The organism is Arthrobacter sp. TJ-263, from assembly GCF_058269155.1.
In genome coordinates, this window is the sequence record NZ_JBZCNE010000001.1 from 49,331 (window position 1) to 69,935 (window position 20,605).

The following is a 20,605-nucleotide window of genomic DNA, read 5'->3' on the forward strand; positions in this document are numbered from 1 at the left end:
TCACCGGTACCGGGCCGGCGTCGACCTACCGGAAGGTCTTCTGGAGGGCCTTGACCGACGCGACGTACTGCTTGGTGTCCGCGAACATGCCCCGGGTCTGCACCGAGTACTGGCCCTGGTAGTAGGACGCGATGGCGATGTCCAGCGACGGACTGGTGCGGGTGAGCGAGCGGATGATCGCGACACCGGCCGTGGCGTTGTCGTACGGGTCCAGGAGGTTGAGCTTGCGCCCCACGAGGTCGCTCGCCCACTGACCGGACGACGGGATGACCTGCATAGTGCCGATGGCGTTCGCCGGCGAGACCGCGCGCTGGTTGAAGCCCGATTCCTGATGGGCGAACGCCATGGCAAGGCTCGGGTCGACGCCCATGGAGCGTGCGGTGTCGGCGACGATCTTCTTCATCTCGGCCTGCGACGGCGCGGGAAGCGCGTTGAGCAGGGCCTTGTTCGCGTTGGCGTCCGCGACGACCTTGTCCGGGTACGTGAACCCGAGGAAGCTCGACGGCACGAGGCCGGTCGGCGCGGGGGCCGGGGCGGGGGCGGGCGTGGCGCCCGGACGCGGGATGGTGAGCTTCTGTCCCGGGTAGATGACCGTGGTCATGCTCATGCGGTTCGCGGCGAGCAGGCCGGAGAGGCCCACACCGTTCCGGGAGGCGATGGCGCCCAGCGTGTCGCCGGCCTTCACGGTGTAGGACCCGGCGGACGGAGCGGGCGCGGGGGCCTGCACCTTCGGGGGTGTCGCCTGCGGCGTGACGGAACCGGTGAGCTTCAGCTTCTGGCCGGGGTAGATGATCGACGACCGCGAGAGGCCGTTGGCGGTGAGCAGCGTATCCAGGCCGATGCCGTTGCGTGAGGCGATGGCTCCGAGCGTGTCGCCGGACTTCACCACGTAGGTGCCGCCCGCCGGGGAGGGCGCCGGTGCGGGCTTCGACTTGACGGGAGCGGGAGCGGGAGCGGCGACGGGAGCCTTGCCGCCGAGGCTGAGCTTCTGGCCGGGGTAGATGATCGAGGACATCGAGAGCCTGTTGGCCGTGAGGACGCTCTGCAGGCTCACCCCATGGCGGGAGGCGATGGCACCCAGGGTGTCGCCGGGCTTGACGACATAGGTCGCCGCGGCGGCCGGGGCGGCCGGTGCTGCGGGGGCGGACTTCGCCGCAGGGACGGACCCACCGGTCAGCTTGATCTTCTGTCCGGGGTAGATGACGGTCCGCGCGGTCAGTCCGTTGCGCGTCAGGACGGCCGCGGTGGAGAGTCCGTACCGCTTGGCGATCGCGCCGATGGTGTCGCCGGGCTTCACGGTGTAGGTGCCGGGCACCGTCTGCGCGACGACGGCGATCTTCTGTGCGGGGATCTGCGCGGCGACGAGGCCGGCCGGGACGACGGCCCGCGGGGGAAGGACCGTCTGCGTTGCTCCGAGGTGCCGGGTGACCGGGACCTGCACGGCGGGAGTCGCCGACGCCGGCTGGGCGAGGGCCACGGAGGAGAGAAGCACCGCGGGGAGGGCGGCGGTGGTCACGGCGACGTTCAGGCCGCGCCGGCTCGCGCCGTCGGCCTTCCTGCGGGTGCCGTTCAGCGGTGCGTTCGATCGCTGGGCAGTCATGTTTCGTTCCTCGTCTGTTGGCGGATGAGTCCGCGCGGACGCACGCCCCCGGGATGACTCTTCCTGTCCGGGAACGTGCAGGTGCTGATGATGCTGCTGTTTTACGTGTTAATGGTGTGATCTGTGTGACTCAAGTGAATCTACACGATGGGTTCGATAGCACAAGGGCGTGAAAATGCAGGGAATCGTCAAGATCGGCGTGTCCCTCCCGGTGCTTCTTGAGGAGTCCTTGCCGAAGGGGCGGCCGGGTGGAGTTGGGTGCGGGAGCATGGCACCCTTGGACGGTGACTGAACTCGAACAACTCGTTCCGGCCTGGCTCAATCTCCCCGAGGTGGCCGAGGCGCTCGATCTGCCCATCACCCGCGTGCACTCGCTCGTCAGCGAGCGTGCACTCGTGAGCGTGCGGATCGGAGAGCGCAACATCCGCAGTGTGCCGGCGGACTTCCTGGTCGACGGGGGCGTCCTCGACAGCCTCAAGGGCACCGTGGTGGTCCTGGCGGACAGCGGCTACGGCGACGAGGACATCATCCGGTGGCTGTACACCGAGGACGAGTCGCTGCCGGGCCGGCCCATCGACGCCCTGCGGGAGGGCCGGAAGACGGAGATCCGCCGCCGCGCCCAGGCCGCCGCCTGGTAGGGATCCCCGTCCGACCCGGACTGTCCGGGGCGGGTGCTTCCCGGTGCGGGACCGTCAGGCGGTCCGCGTCACCGCAGCCTCCGCGAGGAGGCGCAGCGCCCGCAGGGAGACGGCGTCCACCTCGAGGTCCCCGAGCGCCAGGAACGCCTCCTCGGATTTCTGCCCGATGAGCTGCTCCGTGTGGGCCAGCGCTCCGCTGTCCACGATGATCGCCCGCAAGATGTCCACCGCGTCGGCGTCGAGGGACGTGTCGCCGAGCATCGCGTTGATGCGGGCACGCCCGGTCCCGGTACTGGATCCGAGTGCCCGCGCGATCAGAAAGGTCCGCTTGCCCTCGCGGAGATCGTCCCCGGCGGGTTTGCCCGTCACCGACGGGTCGCCGAAGACGCCGAGGACGTCGTCGCGCAACTGGAACGCCTCACCCAGCGGCAACGAGAACGCCGAGTAGGCGGCGAGCAGGGCGTCGTCCGCGCCGGCGAGCGCTCCACCGAGCATGAGGGGCCGCTCCATCGAGTACTTCGCGGACTTGAAGCGGAGGATGTTGAGAGCGCGGTCCGCGGCCACCGCCGGGGTCTGGTCCGGACCGACAGCCTCTTCCAGCAGGTCCAGGTACTGGCCCGCCATCACCTCCGTGCGCATGCGATTGAAGATCACCCGCGCCGCGGTCCCGGCGTCGCCCGTGACGCCGGAGCAGCAGCCCGTGAAGAGCTCCTCGCTGAAGGCGAGGCAGAGATCGCCGGCCAGGATGGCCGCGGCGACCCCGAACCGCTCCGCGTCGAGGTGCCATCCCGCGTCTGCGTGGCGGGCCGTGAACTGCCGATGGACGCTCGGGCGCCCGCGCCGGGTGTCGGACCGGTCGATGATGTCGTCGTGGATCAGCGCCGCGGCCTGGAAGAACTCGAGGGCCGTGCCTGCCGTCACCGGGGCGGACGCCAGCGGTGATCCGCCCGCCGCCCGCCAGCCCCAGTAACACAGCAGCGCCCGCATCCGCTTCCCTCCGCTCGTCAGCGTGGCGATGCTCGAGATGAGGGGAAGCGCCTCGTCGGAGATGGAGCCGAGGACCGTGCTCTGGTCGGCGAGGAAGCCCTCGATGGACCGCGTGAGGGAGGATCGGAACCGTTCCTGCTCCACGGTGATGGCGTCGGGAGCGGGGCCGCCCTGGTCGGGGATGGCAGGTGCGGACAGCATGAATCTCCCGTGCGGCTCGTCTTCGGTGGTGTCCCCACTCTAACCGGCGGCCCCTGCGGTGTCGGTGCCGGTGCGTACGATGAAGGCGTGCCAAAGGACGCGGGGCAGGAACCTGTCGAGTATGCGGAGTGCCACATCCTGCATATCGACATGGACGCTTTCTACGTCTCCGTGGAACTGCTGGACCACCCGCACCTGCGTGGCGTGCCGGTGGTCGTGGGCTCCCCGTCCGGACGGTCGGTGGTCCTGTCCGCCTCCTACGAGGCCCGCCGGTTCGGCGTGCGGTCCGCGATGCCGATGGCGGTCGCGATGCGGCAGTGCCCCACCGCGGTCATCCTCCCTCCGCACCACCGCCGGTACTCGGAGGTCTCCGCCCAGGTCATGGGGATCTTCCGGTCGGTCACGCCGGAGGTCGAGCAGCTGAGCGTGGACGAGGCCTTCCTCGACGTCGCCGGCTCGCTCCGGCGACTCGGCAGCCCGCGGGCCATCGGTGAGCAGATCCGCGCGGAGATCCACTCCACGCTGGGGATCACGGCGAGTGTCGGGGCCGCGACGACGAAGTTCGTGGCGAAGATCGCCTCCACGAGGGCCAAGCCGGACGGCCTCCTGCTCATCCCGGGGGACCAGACGGTCGCCTATCTCCACACGCTGCCCGTCTCCGCCCTCTGGGGTGTGGGCGCGAAGACGCAGGAGGTCCTGGCCCGTATCGGCATCCGCACCGTCCAGGACGTCGCGCACACCCCGGTGGCCACCCTCCGACGCCTGCTGGGCGCCTCGGGCGAGCACGTGCACCACCTCGCCTGGGGCCGCGACCCGAGGAGGGTCGTGGTCTCACGTCCCGAGAAGAGCATCGGTGCGGAGGAGACGTTCTCCCGCGACGTCGAGGACTCCGACGTCCTCCGGCGGGAACTGCTGCGGCTTGCCCACCGCACCGCGACGAGGCTGCGGGCCTCGGGCCACCGCGCCGGGTCGGTTGCGCTCAAGCTCCGCTACGAGGATTTCTCGACACTCACGCGATCGAAGAAGCTCGACGAGCCCGTCGACAATGCGAATGCGCTCTACCGGGCGGCGACGGCACTGCTCGCCGGTCTGGGCGACAGGCCCATGGCGGTGCGGCTGATCGGCCTCCGCGCGGAATCTCTCGTGACCGGCGGCGACGGCTCCACGCAACTGACGATCGACCGGCAGGACGACAACTGGAGGCTCGCCGAACGGGCCCTCGACGACGTGAACCGGAAGTTCGGGGACGCCGGTGTCATGCCGGCGGGCCTCCTCGCACGAGGACGCCCGCCGGCACCTCCGGGCAAGCCCGGCGGCGGCCTGCCGCCGGAGGCCGACGACGACCGGGCCGGGACTCCTCCGGACGTCCGTGGCGGTGGTCGGCCGCCGCCGTCCGGACCGTCCGGAGGGTCACGGCGGGGACCTGTGCAGGGCGATCGGGATCCTCGCCGTTGAGCGCCAGGAGGGTCCCATATCATCCAGAAGAGGTGGCTCCCAACACCGCATTGTGACTTTGCGCCCCGGGGGTAGCACACTAGTCTTTAACCCGGTAGTCCAACTACCGGTCATGACGCAAATCCACCACCCGGAACCTGCGGTCCCGGACCCCCGCATCGGGAACCGGGACAGCGTCAGGAGCGTTGGTTGGGTGGAGGAACGTTGGTACCCACATCAAGGAGGCGGTCATGGCACTCTCGGAACACGAGCAGAGGTTGCTTGATCAGCTTGAACAGCAGTTGCACGCCGACGATCCCAAATTCGCGCACTCCATGGCCTCGGACAGTCGGAAGTCGATGTCGACCCGGCGCCTGGTCATCGGTTCGCTCATCACGATCGCGGGCATCCTCGTCCTTCTGGCGGGCATCGTCTACCAGAACATCTTCATCGGCGTCGCAGGCTTCCTGATCATGGGAGGTGGCGTGTACTTCGCCACGACGAAGTCGAAGCAGGTCGATGCCGGCCAGCCACTCGGCAAGCCGACCAAGGCATCGACCGGAGGCAAGAGCGGTTTCATGTCCAGTCTCGAAGACAAATGGGACGAGCGGAAGCGCGACCAGACATAGGAGTCAGGGACGCCCGACCGTAGTCCAGAAGGATCCGCCCCGGCGGGTCCTTCTTCGTTTAACCCCTCCACTTCACTCCCCGCGGGGATCGGGCGCGCCGTCGCGCGGTCGCCCGCCGCGCAGACCGCGACACGCCGCGACGAAAAGGGCGCGGCGCGCGCCGAATACGTTGACCGGGGAGAGTTGTGGAGTAAAGTGGGGAATATAAGAGCGGTACGGCACCAAGCTGGGCTTGGCGGACTCAGAACAGGCGGTCAGGGATGTTCCTCGGAACTCACACCCCCCGTCTGGACGAGAAAGGCAGGCTCATTCTCCCTGCGAAGTTCCGCGAGGAACTGAGCGAGGGTCTTGTCCTCACGAGGGGCCAGGAACGGTGCATCTACGTCTTCAGCATGAGTGAGTTCGAAAGGGTTCACGAACAGATGCGCGCGGCCCCCATCTCGTCACGCCAGGCGAGGGACTACAACCGCATCTTCCTGTCGGGCGCCTCGGACGAGGTACCCGACAAGCAGGGCAGGATCACCATCCCGCCCGCGCTGAGGACCTACGCGGGACTCGACCGGGACCTCGCGGTCATCGGGGCGGGGAGCCGCGCGGAGATCTGGGCGGCGGACGCCTGGGACTCCTACCTGACGGAGAAGGAGACGGCGTTCTCCGAGACGGACGAGGATGCCTTCCCGGGCATCCTCTGAACAACAGCAGGACCAGCACGCAGCACGACGGCGCAGGTGGGAACGTCCCTTGGATGAGATCTCCAGCCGCCGGATCCGGTACGCCTCCTGGCTTCACTTCCCCGAAGCCAGGCGACGACCCTCCGGCCGGATGGGGGTCTGATCCAAGAAGGCCGGCCTCCCTACCTGCCTGCAGTGACACCCGAGACGAGTACGAACTGCAGGAGGGAGAGGACGCATGACGGGTGACCGGCCGACGGGGGAACGCCACGTCCCCGTCCTCCGCGACCGCTGCGTCTCCCTTCTCGCACCCTCCGTCGCCGCAGCGGAAGCCGCCGGTCGTCGCGCGGTCGTCGTCGACGCCACGCTCGGCATGGGAGGCCACGCCGAGGCCATGCTCCAGCGCTTCCCCGATGCGCACCTCGTCGGCGTCGACCGCGACACCGAGGCGCTCGGACTCGCCGGCGAACGGCTCGCCCCCTACGCGGCCCGCACCGACCTGGTCCATGCCGTGTACGACGAGCTGCCCGAGGTGCTCGAGGACCTGGGCATCGACGGCGTGGACGGCGTCCTCTTCGACCTCGGCGTCTCCTCCCTGCAGCTCGACGAGCGCGATCGGGGGTTCGCCTACTCCTACGACGCCCCGCTCGACATGCGCATGGACACGAGTCGCGGCATCACGGCGGCCGAGGTGGTCAACACCTACGGCGAGGACGACCTCCTCCGCATCATCCGCACCTGGGGCGAGGAGAAGTTCGCCGGCAGGATCGCATCGGCGATCGTGCGGGGGAGGGAGACCGGACCGTTCAGGACCACGTCCCAGCTCGTGGACGTCATCCGCGGCGTCGTCCCCGCCGCGGCAGCCCGCACCGGCGGCCACCCCGCCAAGCGGACGTTCCAGGCGTTGCGGATCGAGGTCAACGAGGAACTCACCGTTCTCGAGCGGGCCGTCCCCGCGGCCATCGCCTCCGCCCTGATCGGTGGCCGCGTCGTCGCGATGTCCTACCACTCCCTGGAGGACCGCATCGTGAAGAGCGCCTTCACCGCGGGAACGAAGTCCTCCGCGCCCGTCGGGTTCCCGGTGGAACTCGAGGAGCACAAGCCCTACCTCCGATCGCTGACCCGCGGCACCGAAGCGCCCACCGCGGCGGAGATCGAGGAGAACCCGCGGGCGGCCTCGGCCAAGCTGCGGGCAGTTGAACGAATCAAAGCCGGACCCGTCGACAGGATGACCATATGAGCCAGGCACTGACCGTGGAGAAGCGCCACGGCGTCGCGGCCTTCTCCGGGAACGGCGCCTACGCGCTGGCCCCGGGACGGCTGACCGGACCGTCCACCGCAGCCATCGCCACCCCGAAGGCCCGGACGCCGCTGTCCGTGGTCCCCGCGCGCCCGGCCCGACGCAAGGTGCCCTTCGCCGTCTTCAGCCTGCTCGTCCTCGCCGCGGCGCTTGCCGCGGTGCTCATGCTCAACATCTCCGTCTCCGGCACGCAGTACGAACTCGTGCAGCTCCGCAACCAGCAGACAGCCCTGAGCCAGGAGAACGAGGCGCTCGTGCTCGCCATCGAGGCGAGGGAAGCCCCCCAGAACCTGGCCGCCGCCGCGACGAAACTCGGCATGGTGTCCTCCCCGACCTTCGGGACCATTGAGCTAGATTCGATGAAGGTGACCGGCACGCCGGAGCCCGCGACCGAGGGCCCCGAACCCGAGGTCCTCATCCCTGCGCCGAACCTCGGGTCGGACCCGACCGGTCCCGCGACGGACGGGGACGCGGCGGCGAGCAGCGGGTCGGGAACGATCCCCGGTCCCGAGCAGCTCGGCTCCGGCCAGTAGCAGAACGGTTCCAGAACTTCGCCCCAGACCGATCGACAAGGATTCTCCGTGACCCCTGCACGCCTCGGCAGCCCCGACAGCATGCGTCTGGCCCTGGGTTCCAGGCGGCTCCGCGTAGGGCTCGCGTTCGTCCTCGTCCTCCTGATGGTCCTCGGGGTGCGCCTCTTCCAGTTGCAGGCTCTCGATCTCGACGGCATGGCACAGGCCGGTCTGTCCAAGCGGCTCACGACCACCGCCGTGCAGCCCGTGCGCGGTTCGATCGTCGACATGAACGGCAAGTACTTCGCACGGAGCGTGGAGCGCTACGACCTCGTGGTCGACCAGCGCCTGAGCGACGTGGAGGAGTTCCGCCGCTTCAACGACGACCTCGAGGAGTGGGAGGTCATCCCCATGGACCAGGCGGTCTCGGAGCTCTCCGCCGTCATCGGCATCGATGGGGAGACGCTGAGGGGCGCCGTCCTCGGTGACAAGAGCTTCAACTACATCCTCAAATCGGTGACACCCGAGGTCAAGAACCGGGCCCTCGCCGTGAAGATCCCCGGTGTCTACGCCGACGAGACCAGCGTGCGGACCTATCCGGCGGGCGCCGTCGGCGGGTCGATCATCGGCTTCGTGTCCGAGAACGGCGAGCCGCAGGAGGGCCTCGAGTACTCGCTCAACGATGCGCTCGAGGGCACTGCCGGTAGCAGGACCTTCGAGATCGGCGGGGACGGCATCCGCATCCCGTACGCCACGAACGAGGACGTCCCGGCGGTCGACGGCCAGAACGTGCGGCTCACCATCGATCAGGACCTGCAGTGGTTCGCGCAGCAGACGATCGCGTCGCAGGTCGAGGAGTACGACGCCGAGTGGGGGAACATCGTCGTCGTCGAGGCGGACACGGGCGCCATCCGCGCGATGGCCGAGTCCACGACGCCGGACCCCAACGACCCGACCGCGACGCCGGCCGAGCAGCGCCGACCCAACTCCGTCAGCGCGTCCTTCGAACCGGGTTCCACGACGAAGGTCATCACGATGGCCGCCGCGCTCGAGCAGGGGCTCATCGAGCCGACCTCCAGGTTCACCCTCGAGAACCGGTACACCATCGATGGCCAGACGTTCAAGGACGCCTTCGAGCACAAGACGGAGAAGCGCACCGCAGCGGGCGTCCTGGCGAAGTCGATGAACACCGGGACCGTGCAGGTGGGCCAGAAGCTGACCAAGCAGGAACGGTACGACTGGCTGAAGAAATTCGGCATCGGCGAACCGCTCGGAACCGGGCTCAACGAGGAGAACCAGGGCCTGCTGACCACCCCCGACAAGTGGGACGACCGCCAGCAGTACACCGTCCTGTTCGGCCAGGGACTCGCGCAGACCGCGCTGCACACCGCCATGGTGTACCAGACGATCGCCAACGACGGGGTGCGCCTGCAGCCGCGGCTGATCGACGCGTACATCGACCCGGACGGCACCGAGCACACGGTCCCCCAGGCGGAGGGCACGCGGGTGGTGTCCGCGGACACGGCTGCCAAGACGCGGAAGATGCTCGAGACGGTGACCGAGGAGGGCTCGGGCAAGACCGGGCAGCTCGAGCAGTACCGCGTGGGATCGAAGACCGGCACCGCCGAGGCCCCCAGTCCGGCGGGCGGCTACGATGGCTATACCCTGTCCTACGCCGGGATCGCGCCGATCGAGGACCCCGAGTACGTGGTCGTCGTCACGCTCCAGCGTCCGCAGGGCGACCTGTACTACCTCATCCCGGGGCAGTCGTTCCAGAAGGTGATGAAGCAGGTCCTCAATTCCAACAACGTCCCGGCGTCCACGATGAAGCCGGACATCTATCCGGTCGAGTACTGACCCGGAGGCCGGAGTATCGTGCAATCGAACAACTCGCGGGGAGGCGGCGCCTCCCTGATGCGACCGCGTGCCCCGCACCCGGTCGCCCTGTCCGCCGCCCTGGCCGCGATCGGGCCGCTGGCCGGATCGGCCGGTGCGCCGGATCTCCCCGTGGTCACAGGCCTCACCCTGGATTCGCGGTCGGTGCTCCCCGGGGATGTCTACGCGGCCGTCGCCGGAGCCACACGCCATGGCGCGGACTTCGCCGAGCAGGCGGTGCGTGCGGGCGCGGTGGCCGTCCTGACGGACGAGGCAGGCGCCGCGATCGTGGCCCGTGCCGCGGCGACGGCCGGCTTCGACGCCCCGCCCGTGGTCGTCGTCCCCGACCCCCGCCGGGCCGCCGGACCGCTCGCGGGCGTGATCTTCGACAGCCAGCCGGACGCCCCGGACGCCGCCCCGATCCTCTTCGGGATCACCGGCACGAACGGCAAGACGACGTCGACCTACTTCCTCAACGCACTCCTCGCCGCACTGGGCCGGACCACGGGGCTCATCGGCACCATCGAGATCCGGGCCGGCGAGGACGCCATCCCGAGCGCGCTCACCACGCCCGAATCACCGCAGGTCCACTCCCTGCTCGCCCTCATGCGGGAGCGGGGCCTCCACGCGGCCTCCATGGAGGTCTCCTCGCACGCCCTCGAGTTCGGGCGGGTCGACGGCGTCCGGTTCGACGTCGCCGGCTTCACCAACCTCACCCAGGACCACCTCGACCTCCACGGGACCATGGAGGACTACTTCGCCGTGAAGGCGACGCTCTTCACGGTGGACCGCTGCCGGCGCGCCGTCGTCCTCGTCGACGACGCCTGGGGGCGCCGCCTCGCCGGCACGGCAGGGGTGCCCGTCCTGTCGCTGCGGACCGAGCAGGACGCCGACGGGGCGCCGGCGGCCGACTGGACGGTGACGGACGTGCGGCCCAGCGGCCTCGGGCACGCCTTCGCCCTCGAGGGTCGGGCAGGGGAGCGGCTGCTGGTCCGCACGGGCCTCCCCGGGACGTTCAACGTCTCCAACGCCGCCCTGGCCACGGTCATGGTCCTCGCGTCGGGCGTCGCCGTCGGGGACGTCCAGCGCGCCCTGGACGACCACGACCCGTTCACCACCGAGGTGCCGGGACGCATGCAGCTCGTCGGCGAGGAACCCGCAGCGATCGTCGACTTCGCGCACAATCCCGACGCGCTCGAACGGACCCTGGCCTCGGTCCGGCGACCCGGCGGCCGGGTCATCTCCGTGTTCGGCGCCACCGGGCAGCGCGACGAATCCAAGCGACCCGTGATGGGGGCCGTCGGAGCCCGCCTGTCCGACATCCTCATCGTCACCGACGACGATCCCCACGACGAGGACGAAGCGGTCATCCGCCGGGCCGTCCGGGCGGGCGCCGACGCGGCGGTCCGCGCGGAGGGGCTCACGTGCGAGGTACTGGAGGTCTTCCCCCGGGCGGAGGCGATCGAGCGCGCCGTGGCCCTGGCCCGCCCGTCCGACACCGTCATCGTCGCGGGCCGGGGCCACGAGGTCTGGCAGGAGGTCAAGGGCGTGAACCTGTCACTCGACGACCGGGAGGAACTGCGTTCCGCGTTGACAAGGCACGGATTCTCTGGGCTTTCCCGCCCCGGGATAGAGTCCTGAACCGTCATGATTGAATTCACCGCAGCCGAGATCGCGGCACTCACGGGCGGACGACCGGTCGGGATCGATCCCGCCGGCCCCGCCATCACCGTCACCTCCGCAGCCACCGATTCGCGGGAGTGCGTCCCCGGGGCGCTCTTCGTCGCCAAGCCCGGCGAGGAATCCGACGGGCACCTCCACCTGGGAGGTGCCTTCGCCCGCGGGGCGGTCCTGGCGCTGGCCGAGCGCGAGGTCACCGGACCAAACGACACCCCCTACCCCTCCGTCGTCGTCCCCGATGCGATCCTCGCGATGGGCGAGCTCGCCGCGGAGACGGTCCGCCGGCTGCGGGCCGCCGGCGACGTCACCGTCATCGGCATCACCGGCTCGGCCGGGAAGACCACCACCAAGGACCTCCTCGCGGGCATCCTCGCCCAGGCAGGCCCCACCGTTGCTCCCCGGGGTTCCTACAACGGCGAGGTCGGCGTCCCGCTGACGGTCTTCGAGGCGACGTGGGAGACGCGGTACCTCGTGATCGAGATGGGCGCCACCAAGCCCGGCCACATCGCCTACCTCGCCTCGCTGGTCCAGCCGGACGTCGGCGTCGTCCTCGGCGTCGGTTCGGCCCACGCGGGGGAGTTCGGCGGCGTCGAGAACATCGCCCGGGCGAAAGGGGAGCTCGTCGAGGCCCTCGCCGCGACGGGTACCGCCGTCATCAACGCCGACGACGAGCGCGTCCTCGCGATGCGGTCCCGGACCGGTGCGCGCACCGCGTTCTTCACCTCCTCGGAGGACTTCGCAGCCGAAGGAGACGTGGTCCGGGCGAGGAACAGTACGACGACGCCCGAGGGGAACCCCTCGTTCACCCTCACCTTCCCGGACGGCAGCGACCACGAGGTCGTGTCCCCGCTCCTCGGACTGCACCACACGACGAACCTGCTGGCCGCAGCGACCGTCGCCTACGAGGTCGGATGCGCCCCCGACCGGATCGCGGAGGGCCTCCGCAGCCTGGCGGCCGCGAGCCGCTGGCGCATGGAGCGCTCCGAGCGCGCCGACGGGGTGACCGTCATCAACGACGCCTACAACGCCAACCCCGAGTCGATGCGCGCAGCCCTGCGGACCCTCGCCGAACTCGGCCGCGGTCGCCGGCGGACGTGGGCCGTCCTCGGCGAGATGCTCGAACTGGGCGAGAGCAGCATCGAGGAGCACGACCTCCTGGGACGCGTGGTCGTCCGGCTCAACATCTCGAAGCTCGTCTGCGTGGGCCCCAACACGCGGGCGCTCTTCAACGGCGCCGTGCTCGAGGGATCATGGGGCAGCGAAGCCGTGCACGTCGACGACGTCGAGGCGGCCGAGCGGCTGCTCGCCGCCGAGCTCGAGCCGGGCGACATCGTCCTGTTCAAGTCCTCGAACGGGGCCGGGCTCCGGTTCCTCGGAGACCGGATAGCGCAGCAGCCCAACCCGGACCACAGCCCGAACCACACTGCAGCAGACTCTGAAGCGGTCGGTACGCCAGACGCTTCCGGAAAGGCCCCCCAGCCGTGATAGCAATCCTCATAGGCTCGGCCGCCGCCCTGATCTTCGCCTTCGTCGGAACGCCCCTGTTCATCAGGCTCCTCGTGAAGAAGAGCTACGGCCAGTTCATCCGCGACGACGGACCGACCGCGCACCACACCAAGCGCGGGACGCCGACCATGGGCGGCGCCGTGATCGTCGGATCCGTGCTGCTGGCCTACTTCCTCACGCACCTGCTGATGATGGCGATCGGGGCTCCCGCCTCCGGGCCCAGCGCCTCGGGCCTGCTGCTCCTCTTCCTCGCCGGCGGCATGGGCCTCGTGGGCTTCGCCGACGACTACATCAAGATCTCCAAGCAGCGCAGCCTCGGCCTGTCGGCCCCGGCGAAGATCGCCGGCCAGACGGGCGTCGGCGTCGCGTTCGCCGTCCTGGCCCTGATGTTCCCCAATGAGCAAGGGCGTACCCCGGCCTCAACGGCGATCTCGTTCATCCGCGACACCCCGATCGACCTCGCCTTCGCCGGGACGGTCCTCGGAGCGATCCTCTTCGTCATCTGGTCGAACCTCATCATCACCGGGGCCAGCAACGGGGTGAACCTCGCGGACGGCCTCGACGGACTCGCCGCCGGCGCCTCGATCCTCGTCTTCGGCGCGTACATGCTGATCGGCATCTGGCAGAGCAACCAGAGCTGCGGCTCGCCGGGCGCGGGCAGCGTCTGCTACGAGGTGCGGGACCCCCTGGATCTCGCGCTGATCGCCGGGTCGATGTGCGGTGCGCTCGTCGGGTTCCTGTGGTGGAACACCTCACCCGCCAAGATCTTCATGGGGGACACCGGGTCCCTCGCGATCGGCGGCGCGATCGCCGGGTTCGCGATCCTGTCCCGCACCGAACTGCTCCTGGTGATCCTGGCCGGCCTGTTCGTCATGATCACCCTGTCCGTCATCATCCAGGTGGGCTACTTCAAACTCTCGGGCGGCAAGCGCGTCTTCAAGATGGCGCCGCTCCAGCACCACTTCGAGCTCAAGGGCTGGCAGGAGGTCACCGTGGTGGTCCGGTTCTGGATCCTGGCGGGCCTCTTCGTGGCCGCAGCGCTCGGCATCTTCTACGCGGAATGGGTCGTGGGATGAGCGCACCGGACGGGAAGGGCGTGCCCAACACCTGGGAGACACCGCGCCTCGCGGGCCTCACCTCGTGGGACGCCGACTGGGCCGGGCTCAGGGTCGTCGTCGCCGGCCTCGGAGCCTCAGGCTTCTCCGCGGCGGACACCCTCATCGAGCTCGGCGCCGTCGTCGTCGTCGTCGACGCCGGGGTGACGCCCGCGAACGAGGCGAAGGCCGACACCCTGCGGATCGTCGGTGCCCGCGACGTCCTGCTCGGTGCGGACCATGCCGCAACCCTGCCCCTGGTCGACGGCGAGCGGCCCGATCTCGTCGTCACCTCGCCCGGGTGGCCTCCCACGCAGCCGCTGCTCGCCGACGCAGCGGCCGCCGGGATCCCCATCTGGGGCGATGTCGAGCTGGCGTGGCGCGTCAGGATCCGCGAGGGCCGCACCACCGCCGAATGGCTCACGATCACCGGGACCAACGGGAAGACGACCACGGTCGGCCTGACGGAGTCCATGCTGATCGCCGACGGCAGGCGCGCCGTCGCCGCAGGCAACGTCGGCACCCCGATCCTCGACGTCATCCGCGACCCCCTGGGCTACGACGTCCTCGCCGTCGAACTGTCCAGCTTCCAGCTGCACTGGGCCCATTCCATCGAACCCCTGGCGAGCGTGTGCCTCAACATCGCCGAGGACCACGTGGACTGGCACGGCAGCTACGAGGCCTACCTCGCGGCCAAGGCCTCGGTCTACGAACGGACGAAGATCGCCTGCATCTACAACGTGGAGCAGCGCGAGACGGAGACCATGGTCGAGAACGCCGAGGTCATGGAAGGCTGCCGCGCCGTGGGGTTCACCACCGGCATGCCGTCGATCAGCATGATGGGCGTCGTCGAGGACCTGCTGGTCGACCGCGCGTTCATCGAGCAGCGCAAGGACTCGGCCGCCGAACTCGCGTCCATCAGCGAACTCGGCGAGGTGGTGCCGCGCCACCTCGTCGCCAACGCGCTGGCCGCCGCCGCGCTCGTCCGGGCCGCCGGCGTCCCCGCCGCAGCGGTACGCGACGGGATCCGCGCCTTCCAGCCGGGCGACCACCGCATCCAGGTGGTCGCGAACGAGGACGGCGTGCTGTGGATCAACGATTCGAAGGCCACCAACCCGCACGCCGCCTCGGCATCGCTCGCCTCCTTCCAGTCCGTCGTCTGGATCGCCGGTGGCCTGTCCAAGGGAGTCTCCTACGAGGACCTCGTGCGGGAGCACGCCGGGCGCCTCCGCGCCGTCGTCCTGCTCGGCGAGGATCCCGCACCCCTCCAGGGGGCGCTCTCCCGACACGCGCCCGATGTTCCCGTCTCCCTCCCGCCGAGCCTTCACACTGGACGGGGGCCCGGCTCCGGCGGGCCACCCGACCCGCCGGCCGGAGACGCCCTGATGCGGTGGGCGGTCGCGGAAGCAGGGCGGCTCGCCCGGGACGGCGACACGGTACTCATGGCGCCGGCCGCCGCGTCGATGGACCAGTTCTCCTCCTACGCGCACCGGGGGTCGGCCTTCATGGCGGCCGTCCGGGCCCGCGGCGGACAGGGCATCACCGCTAAGGAGTCGTAATGAGCACGCCAACCCGTCCGGGAGGACGCAAGCCCTCCGTCCGGTCCGGCCGGACCACGGGGGCGGGGCGGCCGGCGCCTTCCGGAGGGACGCCCTCCTCGCCGTCGACGCCCCGTCCCGCGATCACCGGGCGTACCGTCCGGGGCGGTGCCACCACGGCGGCCCCCGGCGGGCGAGCAGGCGCGCCCGCCGACGAGCCGGCGAAGGGCCTGCTCGCGCGGGTGCGGCGCGGCTGGGAGGTCCTCGAGGGCTCGGACCACTCGCCGTCCGGCTCCAGCTACTACCTGATCCTGGGCGCGGCCCTGGCGCTCACCGCCATCGGCCTCATGATGGTGCTCTCGGCGTCCTCCGTCGAGGCGATCTCCGAGGGCAAGGACACGTTCGACCTCTTCCTCAAGCAGGCCGTCTGGGCCGGTGCCGGCCTGATCCTGATGCTGGTGCTGTCCCGGGTCGGACCCCGCGCCTATAAGGCGCTCGCCTGGCCGAGCCTCGGGATCGCGATCGTGCTGCTCGTCCTCGTGCTGGTCATCGGCGTCGAGATCAACGGCAACAAGAACTGGATCCGGATCGGCTCGCAGACGATCCAGCCCTCCGAGCCCGCGAAGCTCGCGCTGGCCCTGTGGTTCGCGGCGGTGCTCGAGCGCAAGAAGGCCCTGATCCGCGACTGGAAGCACGCCCTGATCCCCGCACTGCCGCTGGGCGGGCTGCCCATCGGCCTGGTCCTGATCGGCGGGGACCTGGGGACCGGGCTCGTGCTCATGATGATCGCCGCCGCGGCGCTCTTCTTCGCCGGCGCGCCGCTGAAGATGTTCACGCTGGTGGGCGCGGTGGCCGTCGTCGGGTCCCTCCTGATGGTCGCGACGAGCTCGAACCGTGGCGGGCGCATCGCCGCGTGGCTCCGGCTCAACTGCGACGACGGGACGGACCTGTGCATGCAGTCCGACAACGGGCTGTTCGCCATGGCCTCCGGCGGCTGGTTCGGGGTCGGGATCGGCCAGAGCCGGCAGAAGTGGAACTGGATCCCCGAGGCCCACAACGACTTCATCTTCGCCATCATCGGTGAGGAGTTCGGGCTGATCGGCACCTTCGTGGTCGTGCTGCTGTTCGGCATCCTCGCCGTGGCGACCATCCGCGTGGCGATGCGCTACACCGATCCGTTCGTGCGGATCCTCATGGGGTCCATCCTCGTCTGGCTGATCGGCCAGGCGTTCGTCAACATCGGCATGGTGACGGGCCTGCTGCCCGTCATCGGCGTGCCGCTGCCCTTCATCTCCTACGGCGGGTCCGCGCTGACCTTCACGCTCGCCGCCGTCGGTGTCCTGCTCTCCTTCGCGCGGAAGACCCCGCACTCCGCCGTCGCGGCACCGGACCGGTCCGCGTCCTAACCTCCGGAAGAGGCCCCGTACTTCCATGACACACCCCACCACCGACGACCGCGCGGTGTCCGTCGTCCTCGCCGGCGGCGGCACGGCCGGCCACATCAGCCCGCTGCTCGCCATCGCGGGGGCCATCACCGAGGACCGTCCGGGCACGCGCATCACGGCGGTCGGCACCGAAGCGGGCATGGAGACGCGCCTCGTCCCGGCGGCCGGCTACGAGCTGCGGACCATCGACCGGGTGCCCATGCCACGACGGCCGTCGACGGACCTCCTCAAGCTCCCGGTGCGCCTCCTCCGGGCCGTCCGGCAGGCGCGGGCGATCGTGACGGACGCAGGGGCCGACGTCGTCGTCGGGGTCGGCGGGTACGTGTCGACGCCCGTGTACATCGCCGCGTGGACCCGGCGCATCCCCGTCGTGATCCACGAGGCGAACGCCCGCCCCGGGATCGCCAACCGGGTGGGCGCGCGGATCGCGGCACGCGTCGCCGTCGCGTTCGACGGCACCGGCCTGACGGACGCGGTCCTGGTGGGCATGCCCATGCGCCGCAGCATCGCCGACCTCGACCGCGCCGCCGGACGCGTCGACGCCCGCACCTCCCTCGGGCTCCACCCGGACCGGCCCACGCTCATCGCCACGGGCGGGTCGTCGGGAGCGGCGAGCCTGAACCGCGCCGTGGCCGGCGCCGTGCCCGAGCTCACCGCGGCGGGCATCCAGATCCTGCACATCACCGGCAGGGGCAAGCAGGTCCCCGGCGACGACGGCGCGCCGCTGGCAGTGCCCGGGTACCACCAGGTCGAGTTCGTGGACGGGATGGAGCGCGTGTACGCGGCCGCCGATCTCCTGGTCGCGCGCGCGGGTGCCGCGACCGTGAGCGAGGTGGGCGCCGTGGGTCTGCCTGCCGTGCTGGTCCCGCTGCCCCACGGCAACGGTGAGCAGCGGCTCAACGCGGCGGGGCTCGTGGAGTGCGGCGGGGCGATCGCCGTCGACGACCAGGCCTTCACCGCCGACTGGATCCGGAGGAACGTCCTGCCGCTGGTCTCCGACGCCCCGCGGCTCGCCGCGATGTCGACGGCGTCCTACGCCCAGGGCGTACGGGACGCGGACCGGCGCATGGCGGAGCTCGTCCTGGCCCTCGCAGAGTCCCGCCGATGAGCGCCGGACACGACAGGACCGCCGGCGATGGGACCTCCACACCCGCGAACGGCACGACGGAAGGCACCAGCATCACCACGAGCATCACCACGACCAGCACCGGAGCCGCCCACGCGGTCCTGGCCGAACCCGTCCACTTCATCGGCCTGGGGGGAGCCGGCATGTCCGCCGTCGCCCGCGTGCTCCTCGGGCGTGGACTGCGCGTCTCGGGGTCCGACGCGGCGGAGTCCCGGGGGCTGCGCGCCCTCGCCGCCCTCGGCGCCGACGTGCAGGTGGGCCACACCGCGGCCGCGGTCCCGGAGCACGGGACCGTCGTCATCTCCTCGGCGATCCGCGACAGCAACCCGGAGCTCGCCGAGGCCCGGCGCCGCGGCCTGCCCGTGCTCCACCGGTCGGAGGCACTGGCCGCGGCGATGAGCGGCCGTCTCGCCGTCGCGGTCGCCGGGACCCACGGCAAGACGACGACGACGGCCATGATCACGGTCCTGCTGCGGCAGGCAGGGCTCGACCCGTCGTTCGCGATCGGGGGTGACGTGGCGGCACTCGGCGTCAACGCGGAGTGGGCCGGCGGGGACGTGTTCGTCGCCGAGGCCGACGAATCCGACGGCTCCTTCCTCAACTACTCGCCGCGCATCAGTGTCGTGACGAACGCCGAGGCCGACCATCTGGACCACTACGGCACCGCCGACGCCGTCCATGCCGCGTTCCGGCGGTTCGCGGACCGGCTGCCCGAGGACGGACTGCTGGTCGCCTGCGCCGACGACCCGGGGGCCGCCGCGCTGGCCGCGGCCATCCCCGGGACGCGCCGGGTCCGGACCTACGGCTACGCCGACACGGCCGACATCCGGATCGGCGCCACACGGGCGGTCGGCAGCACCACGAACAGCGTCCTGTCCTTCGCCGTCGACGGCCTGGACGCCGAGCAGGACCTGCAACTGAGCGTGCCGGGGCGCCACAACATCCTGAACGCGGCGGCGGCGTTCGCGGTCGCGCTGGAACTCGGCGTCGACCCGGCCGTCGCCGCGACGGGCCTGTCCCTGTTCTCGGGTGCCGCACGCCGGTTCGAGGCGCGTGGCGAGGGCGACGGCGTGCGGGTCTTCGACGACTACGCCCACCACCCGACCGAGGTGCAGGCAGCGCTCACCGCGGCGCGGACGGTGGCCGGGGACCACCGCGTGCACGTCCTGTTCCAGCCGCACCTGTTCTCCCGCACCCGGGAATTCGCCGCAGGGTTCGCCGACGCGCTCTCGCTCGCCGACACCGCCGTCGTCCTGCCGGTCTACGCGGCGCGGGAGGACCCCGTCGACGACGTGGGAGGCTGGACGATCACCGACCTCATGCGCGGCTCCGGCGGGGCGTACGTCCCGGACCCGGACGAGGCCCTGCAGGCCGTGGTCGGCGGCGCCCGGTCCGGTGACATCGTCCTCACGATCGGCGCCGGGGACGTCACGCAGTACGGCATCCGGCTCGTCGGCCTGCTGACGGACCGGGCCGCCGGTGCGGGCCCGGCGGGGGCCGCCGGATGACGCCGCGGAAGCCCCCCGCGACGCGGGTGCCCGGCGCGAGAGGCACCCGGGCCCCGGGCGCGAGGAACATCACCGCCGGCAGCACCGCCCATGGCGGCACCGCCACGCTCGCCGGGCGACCGGAGCGGGGCGCCTCCGGGACGGTCCTCGACTTCCCGGCCCCGCGGCGCTCCCACCGGCTGAGGAACACCCTGATCGCCGTCGTCGCCCTGATGCTCGTCCTCGGAGGGCTGGTCGCGTACGTGATCTTCTCGCCGGCCCTCGCCCTCCGCACGGTCTCCGTGCAGGGCAATACGCTGGTCACGACCGCCGAGGTCGATGCGGCCCTCGCGCCCCTGACCGGGACGCCGCTGACCCGGATCTCACGCGAGCAGGTGGCGGACCTGCTCGCCGACAAGGCACCTATCGAGGACGTCGGGATCGCGGCGGAGCCGCCGTCCACGCTCGTGGTCACGCTGAAGGAGCGCGTGCCCGTCGCCGTCCTGCAGAACGGCCGCGAATTCGTGCTCATCGACGCGGAGGGCCGGCAGCTCGAGCAGGTCGCCCGGCGCGACGACGTCAGGCTGCCCCTGATCGACGGCGGCGCCAACGCCGTCAACTCCGAGGTGTTCTCCTCGATCACCGCCGTCCTGGTCGAACTGCCCGCGGGCATCCTGTCGCGCCTCAACAGCGCGTCGGCGTCGAGCGTCGATTCCATCCAGCTCTCGCTCTCGGGGGAGCAGAAGATCTTCTGGGGCAGCGCCGAGCGCAGTGCGGAGAAGGCGAGGGTCCTCGAGGCGATGCTGTCGGTCCCCGCGACCGACCCGCCCGTGAAGGTGTTCGACGTCAGCACACCCGACCGGCCGGTGACACGATGACGCC

General features: G+C 70.7%; 17 protein-coding genes. 15 read left to right on the plus strand and 2 right to left on the minus strand.

All coding sequences use genetic code 11. The annotated features are described in order from the left end of the window. Positions 1 to 25 precede the first annotated feature (25 nt). A complete protein-coding gene (locus tag AC4D2F_RS00220) occupies positions 26 to 1,600 on the minus strand; it encodes a LysM peptidoglycan-binding domain-containing protein (RefSeq protein WP_490909045.1) in 1,575 nt (524 codons plus the stop codon). Positions 1,601 to 1,884: 284 nt separating this feature from the next. On the opposite strand from AC4D2F_RS00220, the gene AC4D2F_RS00225 reads away from it, so the two are divergent. Beyond that, positions 1,885 to 2,238, plus strand: a complete 354-nt coding sequence (locus tag AC4D2F_RS00225; RefSeq protein WP_104164233.1) for an Rv2175c family DNA-binding protein — start codon at positions 1,885 to 1,887, stop codon at positions 2,236 to 2,238. Between the two features lie 54 nt (positions 2,239 to 2,292). Here AC4D2F_RS00225 and AC4D2F_RS00230 read toward each other — a convergent pair whose 3' ends face one another. Continuing rightward, complete coding sequence (locus tag AC4D2F_RS00230; RefSeq protein ID WP_104164235.1) at positions 2,293 to 3,426, minus strand: polyprenyl synthetase family protein; 1,134 nt, start codon at positions 3,424 to 3,426, stop codon at positions 2,293 to 2,295. A gap of 150 nt (positions 3,427 to 3,576) precedes the next feature. On the opposite strand from AC4D2F_RS00230, the gene dinB reads away from it, so the two are divergent. From dinB to AC4D2F_RS00300, 14 genes are all read left to right on the plus strand, one after another. Next, a complete protein-coding gene (gene dinB, locus AC4D2F_RS00235; RefSeq protein ID WP_490910493.1) occupies positions 3,577 to 4,881 on the plus strand; it encodes a DNA polymerase IV in 1,305 nt (434 codons plus the stop codon). Positions 4,882 to 5,111: 230 nt separating this feature from the next. Next, positions 5,112 to 5,489 carry an SCO2097 family morphological protein gene (locus tag AC4D2F_RS00240; RefSeq protein WP_104164237.1) on the plus strand — a complete coding sequence of 126 codons (378 nt, stop codon included), beginning with the start codon at positions 5,112 to 5,114 and terminating at the stop codon, positions 5,487 to 5,489. Between the two features lie 260 nt (positions 5,490 to 5,749). Beyond that, positions 5,750 to 6,181: a division/cell wall cluster transcriptional repressor MraZ gene (gene mraZ, locus AC4D2F_RS00245; protein ID WP_104164239.1), complete on the plus strand. Its 432-nt coding sequence runs from the start codon at positions 5,750 to 5,752 to the stop codon at positions 6,179 to 6,181. A 217-nt stretch (positions 6,182 to 6,398) separates the two neighbouring features. After that, entirely contained in the window at positions 6,399 to 7,400 is a 1,002-nt protein-coding gene (gene rsmH, locus AC4D2F_RS00250) for a 16S rRNA (cytosine(1402)-N(4))-methyltransferase RsmH (RefSeq protein WP_104164241.1), read from the plus strand. Next, positions 7,397 to 7,993 carry a cell division protein FtsL gene (ftsL, locus tag AC4D2F_RS00255; protein ID WP_104164243.1) on the plus strand — a complete coding sequence of 199 codons (597 nt, stop codon included), beginning with the start codon at positions 7,397 to 7,399 and terminating at the stop codon, positions 7,991 to 7,993. Before rsmH ends, ftsL begins: the two co-directional genes overlap by 4 nt. 48 nt (positions 7,994 to 8,041) lie before the next feature. Beyond that, positions 8,042 to 9,829 carry a peptidoglycan D,D-transpeptidase FtsI family protein gene (locus AC4D2F_RS00260; protein ID WP_258069607.1) on the plus strand — a complete coding sequence of 596 codons (1,788 nt, stop codon included), beginning with the start codon at positions 8,042 to 8,044 and terminating at the stop codon, positions 9,827 to 9,829. A 57-nt stretch (positions 9,830 to 9,886) separates the two neighbouring features. Further along, positions 9,887 to 11,488 carry a UDP-N-acetylmuramoyl-L-alanyl-D-glutamate--2,6-diaminopimelate ligase gene (locus AC4D2F_RS00265; protein ID WP_490909046.1) on the plus strand — a complete coding sequence of 534 codons (1,602 nt, stop codon included), beginning with the start codon at positions 9,887 to 9,889 and terminating at the stop codon, positions 11,486 to 11,488. Between the two features lie 6 nt (positions 11,489 to 11,494). Continuing rightward, positions 11,495 to 13,012 carry a UDP-N-acetylmuramoyl-tripeptide--D-alanyl-D-alanine ligase gene (locus tag AC4D2F_RS00270; protein WP_490909047.1) on the plus strand — a complete coding sequence of 506 codons (1,518 nt, stop codon included), beginning with the start codon at positions 11,495 to 11,497 and terminating at the stop codon, positions 13,010 to 13,012. Next, on the plus strand, positions 13,009 to 14,109 hold the full coding sequence (gene mraY, locus AC4D2F_RS00275; protein ID WP_104164249.1) for a phospho-N-acetylmuramoyl-pentapeptide-transferase: 1,101 nt from the start codon (positions 13,009 to 13,011) through the stop codon (positions 14,107 to 14,109). Before AC4D2F_RS00270 ends, mraY begins: the two co-directional genes overlap by 4 nt. Next, positions 14,106 to 15,686 carry a UDP-N-acetylmuramoyl-L-alanine--D-glutamate ligase gene (murD, locus tag AC4D2F_RS00280; RefSeq protein WP_104164251.1) on the plus strand — a complete coding sequence of 527 codons (1,581 nt, stop codon included), beginning with the start codon at positions 14,106 to 14,108 and terminating at the stop codon, positions 15,684 to 15,686. The genes mraY and murD overlap by 4 nt, the downstream gene beginning before the upstream one ends. After that, positions 15,686 to 17,071: a putative lipid II flippase FtsW gene (gene ftsW / locus AC4D2F_RS00285; protein ID WP_490909048.1), complete on the plus strand. Its 1,386-nt coding sequence runs from the start codon at positions 15,686 to 15,688 to the stop codon at positions 17,069 to 17,071. Before murD ends, ftsW begins: the two co-directional genes overlap by 1 nt. Positions 17,072 to 17,096: 25 nt before the next feature. Continuing rightward, entirely contained in the window at positions 17,097 to 18,218 is a 1,122-nt protein-coding gene (gene murG / locus AC4D2F_RS00290; protein ID WP_490909049.1) for an undecaprenyldiphospho-muramoylpentapeptide beta-N-acetylglucosaminyltransferase, read from the plus strand. Continuing rightward, complete coding sequence (gene murC, locus AC4D2F_RS00295; protein WP_490909050.1) at positions 18,215 to 19,744, plus strand: UDP-N-acetylmuramate--L-alanine ligase; 1,530 nt, start codon at positions 18,215 to 18,217, stop codon at positions 19,742 to 19,744. Before murG ends, murC begins: the two co-directional genes overlap by 4 nt. Next, entirely contained in the window at positions 19,741 to 20,601 is an 861-nt protein-coding gene (locus AC4D2F_RS00300; RefSeq protein ID WP_490909051.1) for a cell division protein FtsQ/DivIB, read from the plus strand. Before murC ends, AC4D2F_RS00300 begins: the two co-directional genes overlap by 4 nt. The last annotated feature ends 4 nt before the right edge of the window (positions 20,602 to 20,605 follow it).